We start from the raw sequence: 13662 nt of genomic DNA on the forward strand, positions 1-13662 counted from the left end.
ATCCCTATTCCGCTGGCGGTCTCCCTACCGCCCCAACACTATGAACGACGCCGTCATGTCCTCGTCTTCCATCGAACAAGCCATGCTGACCCTGGGCGAGAACGCACGCCGGGCCTCCCGCGCCATGATGCGCGCCAACAGCGCTGCCAAGAACCAGGCCTTGCTGGCCATGGCCGACGCGCTGGCCGCCAACCAGGACGAACTGCTGGCCGCCAACGCCAAGGATGTCGCCGCCGCGCGCGCCAATGGCCTGGAAGCCGCCCTGCTCGACCGCCTGACCCTGTCGGAAAAGACCTTGGCGCACATGGCCGAGGGCCTGCGCCAGATCGCCGCCCTGCCTGACCCCATCGGCAGCGTCACCGCCACCACCGTCCGCCCGAACGGCATGCGCGTGGCCCAGATGCGCGTGCCGCTGGGCGTGATCGGCATCATTTACGAGTCCCGCCCCAACGTCACCATCGACGCCGCGGCGCTGTGCCTGAAGTCGGGCAACGCCGCCATCCTGCGCGGCGGCAGCGAAGCCCTGCATTCCAACGTGGCCCTGGGCCGCATCGTGCAGCTGGGCCTGGCCGCCGCCGGCCTGCCGCAAGATGCGGTGCAGGTCGTCGCCACGGCCGACCGCGCCGCGGTGGGCAAGCTCATCACCATGACCGAACACATCGACGTCATCGTGCCGCGCGGCGGCAAGGGCCTCATCGCCCGGCTGGCGCAGGAAGCCCGCGTGCCGCTCATCAAGCACCTGGACGGCAACTGCCACATCTACATCGACGCGGCCGCCGACCCCGACAAGGCCCACGCCATCGCCTTCAATGCCAAGACCTACCGCTACGGCATCTGCGGCGCAATGGAAACGTTGCTGGTCGACGCGGTGGCCGCGGTGTCGATCCTGCCGCGCCTGGCGGCGGCCCTGACCGAACACGGCGTCGAACTGCGCGGCTGCCCGCGCACGCTGGCACTACTGCCCCACGCCAAGCCGGCCACCGACGAAGACTGGGGCACCGAATACCTGGGCCCGATCCTGGCGGTGCGCATCGTCGACTCGCTCGATGACGCCATCGAGCACATCGCCCGCTGGGGTTCCGGCCACACCGACGCGATCGTCACCGAAGACCTGTCCTCGGCCCAGCGCTTCCAGCGCGAAGTCGATTCCAGCTCGGTCTACGTCAACCTGCCGACCTGCTTTGCCGACGGCTTCGAATACGGCCTGGGCGCTGAAATCGGCATCTCGACCAACCGCCTGCATGCCCGCGGTCCGGTCGGCCTGGAAGGCCTGACCACCCTCAAGTGGGTACTGACCGGCGAAGGCCAGACCCGCGGCTAACCCTTCTCTTTGACCTTGCGGCGGCGCCGCGCATTTGTCGGAATTTCCATGCATTCACCCGCCATGGCCATGGCCTTCAGCCTTTTCGTGCTGTGCTTCATCACCTGCTCGCTCTGCGGCATCTGGTTGTTCTTCGTCAAAAGCAAAGAGATCAACGCCGTACTCAAGCACCCCTACCTGCAGCACCGCCCGTTCAAGGCCTATCCGCTGGCCATCCAGGCCGCGATCATGCTGGACTATTTTTTCCGCCTGATGTTTCCGGGCACCCGCTTCTGGCTCATCGGCAACGCCAACGACCTGCTCCCTCATGTGGATCCCAAGAAAACGCCGTTGGCCCTGAAATGGCCCATCGTCGGCTTCTGGGGATCGTGCTGGCTGGGCCTGATCGCCATGATCGTGCTGTGGACCCTGCTCTACCTGGGAGCCTGACCCGCATGCATCTCCAGATCGAAGACTATCCCGGCTGCGCCGACGCCGCGCGCGCCCTGATCGCCGCGCGCGAATCCGGCGTGGCCGGCCCGCGCCTGCCCGCGGCCTGCCGGCCGCAAACCGTGGGCCAGGCCCTCGCCGTGCAGCAATGCACGGCCCGGTTGCTGCTGCAAACCCGGCAGGACGCCATCGCCGCCTGGAAAAGCGCGCTGCCCTCGCCCGAAAAAACCGTGGTCGCCCCCATCTACGCCTCGACGGTGGCGCAGGCCGGTACCATCGCCAGCCGCACGCCGGTCGTGCGCATCGAACCCGAAATCGCGTTCGAACTGGCGCGCGACCTGCCTGCCCGCAGCGAACCCTACAGCCACGCCGAGATCGACGCCGCCATCGGCGGTGCACGGCTGGCGCTGGAAGTGCTGGGCTGCCGCTACGCCGCCCCCGAACACGCCAGCCTGCCCGAACTGCTGGCCGACCACATGTTCAACGGCGGCCTGGTGCTGGGTCCGCGCCTGGCATCGCCCGATGACGCCCCCGCCACCATGACGCTCACCCTGTCGGTGGACGGCGCCGAAGTCGAACAGCACGCCGGCATCCACCCCAACGACCATCCCAAGGCAGGGCTGTACTGGCTGGCGAACTTCCTGCGCGAGCAAGGGCTGGGCCTGCAAGCGGGCCAGCACGTCATCACGGGCTCGTATGCAGGCTTCCTGGACGTTCCCGCCAACCGCGACATCGACATCGCCTATGGCGATCTCGGCGTCATGACATTGCGGTTCACGGCTCCCTGATTTCCCCCGGCGTTTCACTCGCATCCCGACTTCAGGACTTCCATGCTGACCCTGCGCCCGTTCACTCCGTCCGACTACACCCGCCTGGCCAGCTGGTTCACGAGCCTGCCCGACGTCGTGCAATGGGGCGGGTCACACGTTTCTTACCCGATCACACCGGCCGACCTGGACATCATGTTGCGGGAAGGTGAAACGCAGCCACCCTCGCGGCGCTGCTGGATGGTCTGCCGCGATGGCGCCCCCGTGGGCCATGCGCAGCTGGCCTACGATTGGCGCGACGGCAACGCCCGCCTGGGCCGCGTCGTAATCGCCCCCGACCAACGTGGCCAGGGGCTGGGCCGCCCCATGGTGACGCTGCTGATCGACGAAGCCTTCCGCACCCCGGGCATCGAGCGCCTGGAACTCAACGTCTACACCTTCAACGAACGCGCCATCCACCTCTACCAGGCCCTGGGTTTCACGTTCGAAGGCGTGCGGCGTTCGTCCACGCAGGCAGGCAACGTGCGCTGGGATACCGGCATGATGGGCCTGCTGCGCGCCGAATGGCGCCAAGCGGCAGCCGCCTGACAACGCCAGAAACGGCAAGGCCCCGGATGCCGGGACCTGCCAGACAGCGCCACGGGCGTCGTGCCCGCCCCCCATCACACGCTCAGCGCGGACGCGGCTGCGCGATGTCGACCGGCGGCCCGGCCGCTTCAATCGCTTCGCCTGCCGCCAGGCACAGGTCCTCGCGGTAGCGTCCCGCCACCACCTGCACGCCCACCGGGCTGTCGCCCGCGCTGCCCATGGCCACGGTCAGGCCGGGCAAGCCCATGAACGGCAGCCCGATCTGCGTCATCTGCGCGCGCCACACGCGGTCATACGCCGCGTCGCCTTGCAGGTCCAGGTTGTCGGCAAACGGCAATTCCGCAGACACCGGCAACAGCAGCACCGGATAATCGGCCAGGAACAGTTCCCAAAGACGCGTCAATGTCGCGCGGCGCGTCAGGATGGCCGAAAACTGCGCCAGGTCCATGCCGGCCGCACGCTCGCGCTGGCCCGCCAACGCCGCAATCGCCCCGGCATCGCCTTCCCTGCGGGCGGCCTCGACCATGCCCTCGTAGCCATCGGCCATCCACATGCGGATCTGCAGGTCCGCCGCTTCCTGCAAGGGCGGCACCGCATCGAGCGTGTCCACCGACCAGCCCGCCTCGCTCAGGCGTCGGGCGGCCTCCTGCAAGGCCTTCACCACGGCGGGTTCGGTCTGCATGCCATCCGGGTTCAGGCACAACGCCGCACGGCGCGGCACGTCCGGCCCCGTCAGCGGCGCCGGCACCCACCAGGGATCGCGCGGATCGGGCGCCGCCATCGCGGCCAGCCCCAAGCGCACATCGGCAATGGTGCGTCCCAAAGGCCCCGACACCGCGGTGATCTGCCCGCCAATGGTGCGCTCGGGCAGCGCGGCGTTGTACGCCGGCACCCGCCCCAGCGAAGGTCGCAGGCCATGCACGCCGCAGGCATAGGCCGGGTAACGGATCGACCCCGCGATATCCGTGCCATGCGCCAGGTGGCCGATGCCCGCGGCCACCGCCGACGCCGCGCCGCCGGAAGAGCCACCAGGAGTCAATGCCGGATTGCGCGGATTCAGGGTATGGCCGTGCAGCTGATTGCTGGTGAACCAGCGCAATGAGAAAGCGGGCGTGTTGGTGCGGCCCACGATCACCGCACCGGCGCGGCGCAGATTGTCCACCACCGGGTTGTTGACGGCCGCGATCAGGTCCTTCTGCAGCGTCACGCCGTTGGTGGTGGCAAAGCCCACCTGATCCACGTTGACCTTGACCGTCACCGGCACGCCTGCCAACAGGCCGGGCGCCTCGCCGCGCGCCAGAGCTTCGTCCACCTGGGCCGCTTGAGCCAGCGTGTCTTCGGGGCGGTAATCGACCACCGCGTTGATGGCCGGATTCACCGCTTGCAACCGCTCCAGCGCGCTTTGCGCGGCCTGGACCGCGGACACCTCGCGCCGGCGGATACGCGCGGCCAGTTCAACTGCGGACAAACGCCAAAGCTCGGACACACGCAACTCCTTGTTCCAGGTCAGGGAAGACGTTGCGGCGGCGCACGGCCGCCGGACGGTAAACCTTAGCGCCTGCCGCGCGCCGCCACAACCCGGGCAGGCCCGGTGCTGACACTGGCGCAGCACGGCATTGCAGTCCGTCTCAGTCGTCCTCGAACACCTCGATGATCGCGTCCGCCACGGCCCGAACCCGCGCCGTGCGGTTAAGGTCGCCGTGCATCACCAGCCACAGGTCGTAGGGTTCGCTGCGGTTCGGCCAGATGCGCACCAGATCCGGATACTGCGGCGCCATGTGCACCGGCAGTTCGCCGATGCCCAGCCCCGCCGCCACGGCCTCGATGATCATCAGGCCGGAATTGAGCTCCATGGCGATATGGCCGTTGCCGGTCGGCTCGCCGCAGAACGTATCGGACCAGCCGGGCAGCACCGACTGCTGGTAAGTCACCAACGTATGGCCCGCGAACGCCGTGCCGGGCTTGGGCTCGCCATGCGCCTTGAGATAGGCCTTGGACGCGTACAGTCCGACTTCCTTGCGCGCCAGGTGGCGCTGGATCAAGTCCGGATTGTCCGGCTTGATATTGCGGATCGCCAGGTCCGCCTCGCGCCGCGTCAGGTTGCTCAACTGGATCGACGTCGACAGCGCGATGCGGATGTCCGGGTGCTGCGTGTGCAGCCGGCGAATGGCCTCCATGATGAAGTAGCTGGCGACCGTCTCCGACGTCGCCACCCGCACCACCCCCGACAATCGATGGTCCAGCCCCTGCATCTGCCGCTGCAGCTGGTCGGCCGCCTGCTCCATGCGCTCGGCCGCCGCAAAGGCCTGCTCGCCGGCCGCCGTCGGCACGTAGCCGCTGGGCGTGCGCAGGAACAAACGGGCGTCCAACGAGGTTTCCAGCGCCGCCAGCCGTCGGCCGGCGGTGGCCTGGTCGATCTGCAGCAACGCCGCCGCGCCGCGCAGCGTGCCGTTGCGATAGATGGCCAGGAATATCCGCGCGTTGTCCCAATCCATGGGTCAGCTCCTTGGGCCGCCGTCGCGGCGTGTTTCAGGGACGGGATGCCTGCACAGGCCGGCCAGGCAGGGCGCTGAACGACAAAACCATGACAGCGCCCGGATCATCGATAGATGCATTTTTGCATCACTATAAAGCAATTATTCCTCTTTTTTGCATCAGCCAAACCTCCTAAGCTTTGCACCTCGGAAAGTCCCCCCGGAATGTCTGCAATGCGCACCGCCTGCCCCACCGCTCCTGTCACTCCCCCCGTCCCGGAGCCCGCCCTGCGGCCCGCCACCACGGGCCTGTTGCCGCTGGTCACCCTGGCCATCGGCTTCGTCATGGCCATGCTGGACGTCACCGTCGTCAACGTCGCCTTGCCCAGCATCGCGCTGCAATTCACCGTGCCGCTCACCGACCTGGTCTGGATCGTCGACGGCTACACCCTGACCTTCGCCGCCCTTTTGCTGGTGGCCGGCGCGCTGGCCGATCGCTACGGCGCCAAGACCATCTACCTGGCCGGCCTGGGCGTCTTCACGCTGGCCTCGCTGCTCTGTGGCATCGCCCCCAACGGCGACCTGCTTATCGCCGCCCGCATGCTGCAAGGCCTGGGTGCGGCCCTGTTCATGCCCAGCTCGCTCAGCCTGCTGACCCATGCCTACGAAGACGAACACGTGCGCAACCGCATGTTGGCCGCCTGGTCGGCCATCGTGGCCGTCGCGGGCGCGGCCGGCCCCCTGCTCGGCGGCGTGCTGATCCACCAGTTCGGCTGGCGCGGCATCTTCCTCATCAACCTGCCGCTGGGTCTGGCCGGCCTGTGGCTGGCGCGGCGCCGCATCCAGGCCGCCCCGCGCCGGCCGCGCGCGCTCAATCCGCTCAGCCATCTGCTGGGCGTCATCGCCTTGTCCTCGCTGTGCTTCGTACTGATCCAGGGCAACGCCTACGGCTGGTCGTCGACGCCCATCCTGGCCGCCGTTGCCCTGTGCGCCGCAACCACCGTCCTGCTGGTGCGTCGCGAACGGCGTCACGCCGAACCGATCATCCCGCGTGCCCTGTTCCAGACCTCGCAATTCGCCGCGGCCAACGGCGTCGGCTTCCTGATCAACCTTGCGTCGTACGGCCAGTTGTTCCTGCTGAGCCTGTTCCTGCAGCACGCCCGCGGCGCCGACGCCTTGCAGACCGGCATCCAGCTCGTGCCCATGCTGGCCGTGTTCTCGATCGGCAACCTGATCTCGGGTCGCGTGTCAGCGCGCTGGAATGTGTCGGCCTCGCTGCTGGGCGGCATCTCGCTCGCCACCCTCATGAGCGCAGTCGGCCTCGCCGCGTTTTCACCGGACATTGCCTACTGGCCCTTTGCCATCGTGGTCGCCCTGGCCAACCTGGGCGTGGGCATCGCGGTCCCCGCGATGACCAGCGTCGTCATGCAAGTGTCCGGCAAGCACCATGCCAACAGCGCCGCGGCCGCCTTGAATGCCAACCGCCAATCAGGCGCCCTGGTCGGCGTGGCGCTCATGGGCACCGTGCTGCATCTCTTGCCCGACTGGCACGCCAGCCTGCCCGCCGCCTACAGCATCATCGCCGCCGCCTATCTGGTCGCCGCGATGCTGGTCTGGACGCATCTGCGCCGCGCCCGCAACGCCTGATCGGCGGCAACCACGCGTTGCGCCTGATTGCGTCGCGGCTCGGATCGGTTCTCCGTGCGCGGCCGCGCGTCAGGCGTCCTGCCCGGGCCGGCCGCCTTGCGGCAGGATCGCCACACCCCGACCCGCGAAGAACGTATCGAACACGTGCAGCGGCACCGTGGCATCCGCCTGCACACCCGGTTCACCAGACGGGTTGTGAAAGGTCACGCCATCCGCCGTCGCCCGCGTCACCAGCACCAGGTGCCCGCCCTTGGCCGGCGGTTCGCGCTCCGGCCAGCGTATCCACGGATGCACCGAGGCCATGAAGTACTCGGCCCTCGCCATCAGCGCCGGCAGTTCCGCGGCGCGCACGCCCACCCGCACGTCGGCCTCCAGGCCGAAGTCCTCCGCCACGAAACGCACGAACGGCGCGTAGATCAGCCCCTTGATGTGGCCATCCACGTCCGTATATGCGCCATAAGGCAGGCTGCGGCGCGCCAGCTCCAGCGTCGGATGAACCTTGCCGGTACGCGCGGCCAGCACCATCTTCAGACAGGCCATGCCACAGACGTGGCTGGCCCAGCGCGCGTACTCCTCCACGCTGTTGGCCCCTGAACCGCGCCACGCGGGGTCTTCCTCCAGGCGCAGCGTCTTGCGGATGATCTCGCCCGCCAGATGCGCGGATTCCCACTGGCAAAAATAAGGCACTGCCGGCTGCGCGCCCGATCGAGAATCGTCCATCCACCGTTCCAGTCCATGTCAGGAGCCCCCATCTTGCCGTTCGCCGCGCCGCGTGGCAACACCGCCGCCTTTGCTTCACAATAGCCCTTCCCCGACCTGCTTCCGGAGCGCCGCATGACCGACTCGTCCTCTCATCCCGCCATCCGCCGCGTCGCCATCGTCGGCGCGGGCACCATCGGCGCCAGCTGGGCCGCGCTGTTCCTGGCGCACGGCCTGGACGTCGTGGTCAGCGACCCCGCCGCCGACGCCGAATCCCAGACACGCGCCCGCGTCGCCGCCGCCTGGCCCGTGCTGACCGAACTCGGCCGCGTCAACGCCGGCGCCAATCCCGACGCGTTGCGCTTCGAGCCCGACCTGACCAGCGCCCTGCAGCGTGTCGATTTCGTCCAGGAAAACGCGCCCGAACGCGAAGACTTCAAGACCGACCTGTTCGCCCGCATCGACGCCATCCTGCCGCCTCACGTCATCGTCGCATCCAGCTCATCGGGCCTCATCATGACTCGCCTGCAAGCGCGCTGCCGCCACGCCGGGCGTTTCGTCATCGGCCATCCCTTCAATCCGCCCCACCTCATCCCGCTCGTCGAAGTCGTGGGCGGCGAACAGACCTCGGCCGACACCATCGACCGCTGCATCGCCTTCTACCGCCAACTGGGCAAGCACCCCATCCGCCTGAACAAGGAAGTGCCCGGCCACATCGCCAACCGCCTGCAGGCCGCCCTGTGGCGCGAGGCCATCCACCTGGCCGCCGAAAACGTCGCCAGCGTCGCCGACATCGATGCCGCCGTCTCGCAAGGTCCGGGATTGCGCTGGGCCCTGTTCGGCCCGCACATGACCTTCAACCTGGGCGGCGGCGCCGGCGGCTTGGCGCACTTCATGGACCACCTGCTCGGCCCCGTGCAGACCTGGTGGGACGACCTGGGCACCCCGGACGTCACCCCCGAACTGCAACGCCGGCTGATCGAAGGCGTCAACGCAGAAGCCGGCTCACGCAACATCGCCGACCTGGTCCAGACCCGCGACGCGCAACTCACGGCACTGCTCAAGGTCCTGCAGCGCTGAGCAGTCCTGCCCGGATTGAGGTCGACGTGGCGTCGATCTCCCACACGCTGCGGAATATCCCGCAACACCGCCGCCTCGCACGATGGCGGGCACATGCAGCGTTGATACCTTCCCGTACATCGGGGCTATCGCGGAAATGGTGCCGTCTCGCATGACGGCAGCCCATGCACCGTTCATGGCTTCCCGCGCGACGGCAGCGATCTCAGCATTCAGGTTGCGTGGCGGTTCTGGCGAGCCGGCACGCGATCGGAAGCGCGCCGCGCCGCTGGTATCCTATGAATCATCCGGCCACGCTGGCCCCTCAAGCACAGGATTCTCTCCCATGATTTCCGTGACCCACGACACCGCGCATTCCCGCTACACGACCACCGTAGACGGTGTTCTGTGCGTGCTGGACTACCACCTGCAAGACGGCGTGATGACCATCACCCACACGGGCGTTCCCAGCGAAGTCGGCGGCCGCGGCATCGCCGCCGAACTCACCCGCGTCGCGCTAGACAGCGCCCGCGCTCAAGGCTTGAAAGTGCGCCCCAGCTGCTCCTACGCCGCCGTCTACATGCGCCGCCATCCTGAATACAACGACCTGCTGGCCTAGCACCTGATGCTCAATCCCGCCGCCTGCCCCTGTGGCTCCGCGAAATCCTACGCCGCTTGCTGCGGCCGCTGGCACGAAGGCCCGCAAGCCTTGCAAGCCCCGACCGCACAAGACCTGATGCGTTCGCGCTACAGTGCCTTCGTCCTGGACAAGCTGCCTTATCTGCTGGAGACCTGGCACCCCAGCACCCGTCCGGCCTCGCTCGAACCCAACCCGCCCGGCCTGAAATGGCTGGGGCTGACGGTCAAGCAAGCCCGCGATCAGGACGCCGACCACGTCACCGTCGAATTCGTCGCCCGCAGCCGCCTGGCCGGACGCGCCAGCCGCCTGCATGAAGTCAGCCGTTTCGTGCGCGAGTCCGGACGCTGGTATTACGTCGATGGCGACCTGAGTTGACGCCGGGCGCGAGTACGACGTCGACAGTGATCCAGGCAGATACCGGACGCGGATTCCAGGTCAACCACTATCCAAGCTGATACCGCGCAGGGGTTCCACGTCGATCACAACCCGAGCTGACGCCGGGCGCTGACCCAACGCCGACAAAGCCTAAGCGGACACAGGCCGCCGCGGCGGCGGCGCCGCATCCGCGCCCACCGCCTCCTTCAGTACCGCCACCAGGCTGGCCTGCGCCTCGGACGCGGCCCGCAGGTCGCCCACGATCGCCAATTCCGTCGGCGGCGCCTCGGCCAAGCCCTGCTCCACGCCCAGCACCCCGTGTTCGGGCAAACAGGCAAAGGCTGGCAACAACGATACGCCCAACCCCGCCGCCACCGCCGCCTGCACGCCCGCCAGGCTTTGGCTGTGATAGGCCGCGCGCCATGGCCGCCCCGCGCTTTCCAGCGCGTAGACCATGCGCTTGCGATAGATGCAGCCCTGCGGAAACAACACCAGCGGCACGGCATCCTGCCCCTGCAACAAGCGCTTGTCGCCCACCCACACCAACCGTTCCGGCCAAGCCGCCAGGCTCGCGCCGTCGCCCGGTTCGCGTTTGATCAACGCCAGGTCCAGCTCGCCCGCGGCCAGCCTGGCCTTCAGGTCGGTGCTCATACCGCTGCCCGTCTCCAGGCGTATATCCGGATGGCTGGCGGCAAATCCCGCCAGCAACGTCGTCAGCCGCGACACATCAAAATCTTCCGGCACGCCCAACCGGATGACCTGCGCCCGTCGAGGCGCCGACAACACCAGTTCGGCCTCATCCGCCATCGCCAGCAGCTTGCGCGCGTAGGCCAGCATCAGTTGGCCATCCTCGGTCGCCGCCACCTGGTTGCCGGTACGGTCGCGCAGCAGCAAAGTCTTGCCCACCGTCTGCTCCAGCTTGCGCACCTGCTGGCTGACGGTCGATTGCGTACGATGGACCCTGCCGGCGGCCCGCGTAAAGCTGCCCTCATCCGCTACGCAGACGAGCGTCCTGAGAAGTTCGAGATCAAGCATGAAGGGTCCGTCATCTGTCTATAAGGTTGAAATGCGGGAAATTTGAGGCTTCAAGAGACCCGCGAGCATGGCCCGGGTAGGGCTTTGGCTTGGCTTGGCTTGACTTGGCTCGGCTTGACTTGGCTCGGCTTGACTTGGCTCGGCTTGACTTGGCTCGGCTTGTACTTGGCTCAGCTTGTACTTGGCTCAGCTTGGCGCGGCTTCGTTCGATTTGACCCGGCTTGGCTTGGCTCGGCTCCGCTTGGTGACTTGGCTCGGCTCCGCTTGGGTTGACTTGGCTAGGCCAGGCTTAGCTTCGCCAGGCTTAGCTTCGCTAGACTTGACTCGGCTTGCATGTCCGCGCTTGGCTTCGCGCAGGGATGTGCCGGGCTTGGCTTGCGCACCGCCCTGCCCGCTTCGGCCCCGCCCCGCTCGCCTGGCGCCACCCCCCACACTTCAGAATCCGGAGTCGCGATCAGGCGCGGAATCGCAATCGTCGGACGCAAGCCTTGGATATCTATTTAATCACTAACAAGAGTTTTATTATTAATTTTACATCTCACGGTGAGCCACTCTAAGCTGGTACGAATTCTCCAACCGCTTATAGAAGAAGGACTTCTCATGCCCCTGGACCACCTTCCCCTCCCGCAATGGCTTACCTTCGACTGCTATGGCACCCTGATCCAATGGGACGAAGGCCTGCAGGCCGCGGTAGCCCGTATCCTGGCCGGCGGCCAACAAGCACACACGCCCACACCAGCCCAATTCCTCAGCGTCTACGACGAACATGAGCACCGGCTCGAGCGCACGCCTCCCCACATGAGCTTCGCCGACGTCACCCGGGAATCCCTGCGGCTGACCATGCACGACCTGCAACTGTCCTACCGCCCCGAAGACGCCAGCCTGCTGACCGGCAGCATCTCCGCCATGCCGCCGTTTCCCGAGGTCGTCGACACGTTGGCGGTCCTGAAACAAGCCGGCTTCAAGCTCTGCATCATTTCCAACACCGACGACGCCATCATCGCCGGCAACGTCGCACAGCTCGGCGGCCATATCGACCGCGTCATCACCGCCGAACAAGCCGGCGCCTACAAGCCATCACGCAAGATCTTCGCCCACGCCCACGACAGCCTGGGCGTCACCCCCGACGAGGTCGTGCACATCTGCGCCAGCCCGCACCTGGATCACGCTGCGGCCCGCGACATCGGCTTTCGCTGTGTCTGGATCGACCGCGGCACCGGCCGCCAACCCTTGCCGGACTACCGTCCCGACGCCACCGTCTCCACCTTGGACAAGGTTCCGGCCCTCTTCCGACAGGCAGGCTGGCTGTAAAGCGGGTGACGCCAGGGCAGCCTGTGTGGCTGCACTCGAACATGGCTTTGAACCTGGCTTTGAACCTGGCTTTGAGACCGGCTTTGAGACCGGCGTTGAGCTTGGCTTTGAGACTGGCTGTCAGGCAGCATTCCAGGCAGCATATAGGCTGAGCAATCAGAGATACGCCAGATCTTCTCTGCCAGGCTTGCAAAACCGAAAACCTGTATCGCCGGTTGATCAGCCGTAGCGCGTCTCGGCAGGCAATGCCAATCCGCTACGGTGATCAAGCCATTCGCCCTATTCCAACCGTCAACCTGGACATCCACGCTGGGTAGCCCAATGAACAAAGATCCTCACTTCCCCGACGCACTCTTCCATGCCGAACATGTCGCTGCCTTGCGCGCCGACCTGGCCCTGGCGCTGCGTGCCGCCGCCTCCCATGGGCTCGGCGAAGGCGTGTGCAACCATTTCAGCGTCGCGCTGCCCGGCGATCCCGATCATTTCCTCTTGAATCCCCGCGGGCTGATGTGGAACGAAGTCCAGGCCGACGACATCGTGCTGGTCGACGCCCATGGCCACAAATTGGCAGGCCGCCATGAAGTCGAACCCACGGCCATGTTCATTCATGCCGCCATTCACCGCATCGCCGGCAAGGCCTGTGTGCTGCATACCCACATGCCCTACGCCACGGCCTTGACGCTCACGGCCGATCGCACGCTCGACACCACCCTGTCCCAGAACGCCATGCGCTTTCATGGCCGCATCGCCGTCGACGCCGACTACAACGGCCTGGCCCTGGACGCCAGCGAAGGCGAACGCATCGCCCACGCCATGCAGGGCGCCGACATCGCCTTCCTGGGCAATCACGGCGTCGTCGTCTGCGGCGAACGGCTGGACTACGCCTACGACGATCTTTTCTTCCTCGAGCGCGCCTGCAACGCCCAGGTCCTGGCCCAGTCCACCGGCCGCCCCTTGGCGCCGGCAGACCCCGCCATCGCTGCCAAGGTCGCCGCACAGATCCAAAGCGAACGCCTGCAATCCGAACTGTTCTTCATTGCCCTGCGACGCCAACTGCCGGACACGGGATCGCGTTGATTCGACTTCCGGGATCGCGTTGACGCCACCCGGTGCGTAATCGCATCAAGTCGATTCAACAAAATCCAATAGCGGCGGGATCGCATTGACGCGTCCACTACCGCCCAAAACAAAAACCCCACAGGCGCGAGCCTGTGGGGTTTTCTTTTGAATAACTGCCTGACGCTGACCTACTTTCACAGACGTCCGTCCACTATCATCGGCGCAAAGGCGTTTCACTGTCCTGTTCGGGATGGGAAGGAG

General features: G+C 66.8%; 14 protein-coding genes and 1 rRNA gene. 10 read left to right on the forward strand and 5 right to left on the reverse strand.

The window, feature by feature from the left end:
* Positions 1–40 precede the first annotated feature (40 nt).
* The 4 genes from AC3WMR_RS30030 to AC3WMR_RS30045 are packed head-to-tail and all read left to right on the forward strand — an operon-like array spanning position 41 to position 3105.
* Complete coding sequence (locus AC3WMR_RS30030) at positions 41–1321, forward strand: glutamate-5-semialdehyde dehydrogenase (RefSeq protein ID WP_492266727.1); 1281 nt, start codon at positions 41–43, stop codon at positions 1319–1321.
* Positions 1322–1369: 48 nt separating this feature from the next.
* Complete coding sequence (locus AC3WMR_RS30035) at positions 1370–1750, forward strand: hypothetical protein (protein WP_263912406.1); 381 nt, start codon at positions 1370–1372, stop codon at positions 1748–1750.
* A gap of 5 nt (positions 1751–1755) precedes the next feature.
* The gene (locus tag AC3WMR_RS30040) at positions 1756–2538 is read left to right on the forward strand and encodes a 2-keto-4-pentenoate hydratase (protein WP_492266728.1); all 783 of its coding nucleotides are present in this window, start codon (positions 1756–1758) and stop codon (positions 2536–2538) included.
* Between the two features lie 42 nt (positions 2539–2580).
* Positions 2581–3105, forward strand: coding sequence for a GNAT family N-acetyltransferase (locus AC3WMR_RS30045; protein WP_492266729.1), 525 nt, complete (start codon positions 2581–2583; stop codon positions 3103–3105).
* Between the two features lie 82 nt (positions 3106–3187).
* Here the strand turns inward: AC3WMR_RS30045 and AC3WMR_RS30050 are convergent, their stop codons facing one another.
* Together AC3WMR_RS30050 and AC3WMR_RS30055 are read right to left on the reverse strand one after the other, a co-directional pair.
* Positions 3188–4591, reverse strand: coding sequence for an amidase family protein (locus tag AC3WMR_RS30050; RefSeq protein ID WP_492266730.1), 1404 nt, complete (start codon positions 4589–4591; stop codon positions 3188–3190).
* 142 nt (positions 4592–4733) lie between these two features.
* Positions 4734–5600, reverse strand: a complete 867-nt coding sequence (locus AC3WMR_RS30055; RefSeq protein WP_492266731.1) for a LysR family transcriptional regulator — start codon at positions 5598–5600, stop codon at positions 4734–4736.
* A 213-nt stretch (positions 5601–5813) separates the two neighbouring features.
* Here AC3WMR_RS30055 and AC3WMR_RS30060 point away from each other — a divergent pair, with 213 nt between their 5' ends.
* On the forward strand, positions 5814–7226 hold the full coding sequence (locus tag AC3WMR_RS30060; protein WP_492266732.1) for an MFS transporter: 1413 nt from the start codon (positions 5814–5816) through the stop codon (positions 7224–7226).
* 69 nt (positions 7227–7295) lie between these two features.
* On the opposite strand, the gene AC3WMR_RS30065 is transcribed toward AC3WMR_RS30060, so the two are convergent.
* The gene (locus AC3WMR_RS30065) at positions 7296–7946 is read right to left on the reverse strand and encodes a hypothetical protein (RefSeq protein ID WP_492266733.1); all 651 of its coding nucleotides are present in this window, start codon (positions 7944–7946) and stop codon (positions 7296–7298) included.
* Between the two features lie 114 nt (positions 7947–8060).
* On the opposite strand from AC3WMR_RS30065, the gene AC3WMR_RS30070 reads away from it, so the two are divergent.
* From AC3WMR_RS30070 to AC3WMR_RS30080, 3 genes are all read left to right on the forward strand, one after another.
* A complete protein-coding gene (locus tag AC3WMR_RS30070; RefSeq protein WP_492266734.1) occupies positions 8061–9005 on the forward strand; it encodes a 3-hydroxyacyl-CoA dehydrogenase NAD-binding domain-containing protein in 945 nt (314 codons plus the stop codon).
* Positions 9006–9327: 322 nt separating this feature from the next.
* The gene (locus AC3WMR_RS30075) at positions 9328–9600 is read left to right on the forward strand and encodes a GNAT family N-acetyltransferase (RefSeq protein ID WP_492266735.1); all 273 of its coding nucleotides are present in this window, start codon (positions 9328–9330) and stop codon (positions 9598–9600) included.
* A gap of 6 nt (positions 9601–9606) precedes the next feature.
* On the forward strand, positions 9607–9996 hold the full coding sequence (locus AC3WMR_RS30080) for a YchJ family protein (RefSeq protein ID WP_492266736.1): 390 nt from the start codon (positions 9607–9609) through the stop codon (positions 9994–9996).
* Between the two features lie 150 nt (positions 9997–10146).
* Here the strand turns inward: AC3WMR_RS30080 and AC3WMR_RS30085 are convergent, their stop codons facing one another.
* Positions 10147–11031, reverse strand: a complete 885-nt coding sequence (locus AC3WMR_RS30085) for a LysR substrate-binding domain-containing protein (RefSeq protein ID WP_492266737.1) — start codon at positions 11029–11031, stop codon at positions 10147–10149.
* A 600-nt stretch (positions 11032–11631) separates the two neighbouring features.
* On the opposite strand from AC3WMR_RS30085, the gene AC3WMR_RS30090 reads away from it, so the two are divergent.
* Together AC3WMR_RS30090 and AC3WMR_RS30095 are read left to right on the forward strand one after the other, a co-directional pair.
* The gene (locus AC3WMR_RS30090) at positions 11632–12342 is read left to right on the forward strand and encodes a haloacid dehalogenase type II (RefSeq protein WP_492266738.1); all 711 of its coding nucleotides are present in this window, start codon (positions 11632–11634) and stop codon (positions 12340–12342) included.
* A 321-nt stretch (positions 12343–12663) separates the two neighbouring features.
* A complete protein-coding gene (locus AC3WMR_RS30095; protein WP_492266739.1) occupies positions 12664–13419 on the forward strand; it encodes an aldolase in 756 nt (251 codons plus the stop codon).
* A 157-nt stretch (positions 13420–13576) separates the two neighbouring features.
* Here the strand turns inward: AC3WMR_RS30095 and rrf are convergent.
* A 5S ribosomal RNA gene (gene rrf, locus AC3WMR_RS30100) occupies positions 13577–13662 on the reverse strand; the annotation flags it as partial.

The sequence above is a fragment of the Achromobacter sp. FW305-C-28 genome (assembly GCF_058783235.1).

Excerpts from the sequence above, each read along its gene's own strand:
- AC3WMR_RS30030 (WP_492266727.1), top strand. The coding sequence starts at position 41 with ATGAACGACGCCGTCATGTCCTCGTCTTCCATCGAACAAGCCATGCTG.
- AC3WMR_RS30035 (WP_263912406.1), top strand. The coding sequence starts at position 1,370 with ATGCATTCACCCGCCATGGCCATGGCCTTCAGCCTTTTCGTGCTGTGC.
- AC3WMR_RS30040 (WP_492266728.1), top strand. The coding sequence starts at position 1,756 with ATGCATCTCCAGATCGAAGACTATCCCGGCTGCGCCGACGCCGCGCGC.
- AC3WMR_RS30045 (WP_492266729.1), top strand. The coding sequence starts at position 2,581 with ATGCTGACCCTGCGCCCGTTCACTCCGTCCGACTACACCCGCCTGGCC.
- AC3WMR_RS30055 (WP_492266731.1), bottom strand. The coding sequence starts at position 5,600 with ATGGATTGGGACAACGCGCGGATATTCCTGGCCATCTATCGCAACGGC.
- AC3WMR_RS30060 (WP_492266732.1), top strand. The coding sequence starts at position 5,814 with ATGCGCACCGCCTGCCCCACCGCTCCTGTCACTCCCCCCGTCCCGGAG.
- AC3WMR_RS30065 (WP_492266733.1), bottom strand. The coding sequence starts at position 7,946 with ATGGACGATTCTCGATCGGGCGCGCAGCCGGCAGTGCCTTATTTTTGC.
- AC3WMR_RS30070 (WP_492266734.1), top strand. The coding sequence starts at position 8,061 with ATGACCGACTCGTCCTCTCATCCCGCCATCCGCCGCGTCGCCATCGTC.
- AC3WMR_RS30075 (WP_492266735.1), top strand. The coding sequence starts at position 9,328 with ATGATTTCCGTGACCCACGACACCGCGCATTCCCGCTACACGACCACC.
- AC3WMR_RS30080 (WP_492266736.1), top strand. The coding sequence starts at position 9,607 with ATGCTCAATCCCGCCGCCTGCCCCTGTGGCTCCGCGAAATCCTACGCC.
- AC3WMR_RS30085 (WP_492266737.1), bottom strand. The coding sequence starts at position 11,031 with ATGCTTGATCTCGAACTTCTCAGGACGCTCGTCTGCGTAGCGGATGAG.
- AC3WMR_RS30090 (WP_492266738.1), top strand. The coding sequence starts at position 11,632 with ATGCCCCTGGACCACCTTCCCCTCCCGCAATGGCTTACCTTCGACTGC.
- AC3WMR_RS30095 (WP_492266739.1), top strand. The coding sequence starts at position 12,664 with ATGAACAAAGATCCTCACTTCCCCGACGCACTCTTCCATGCCGAACAT.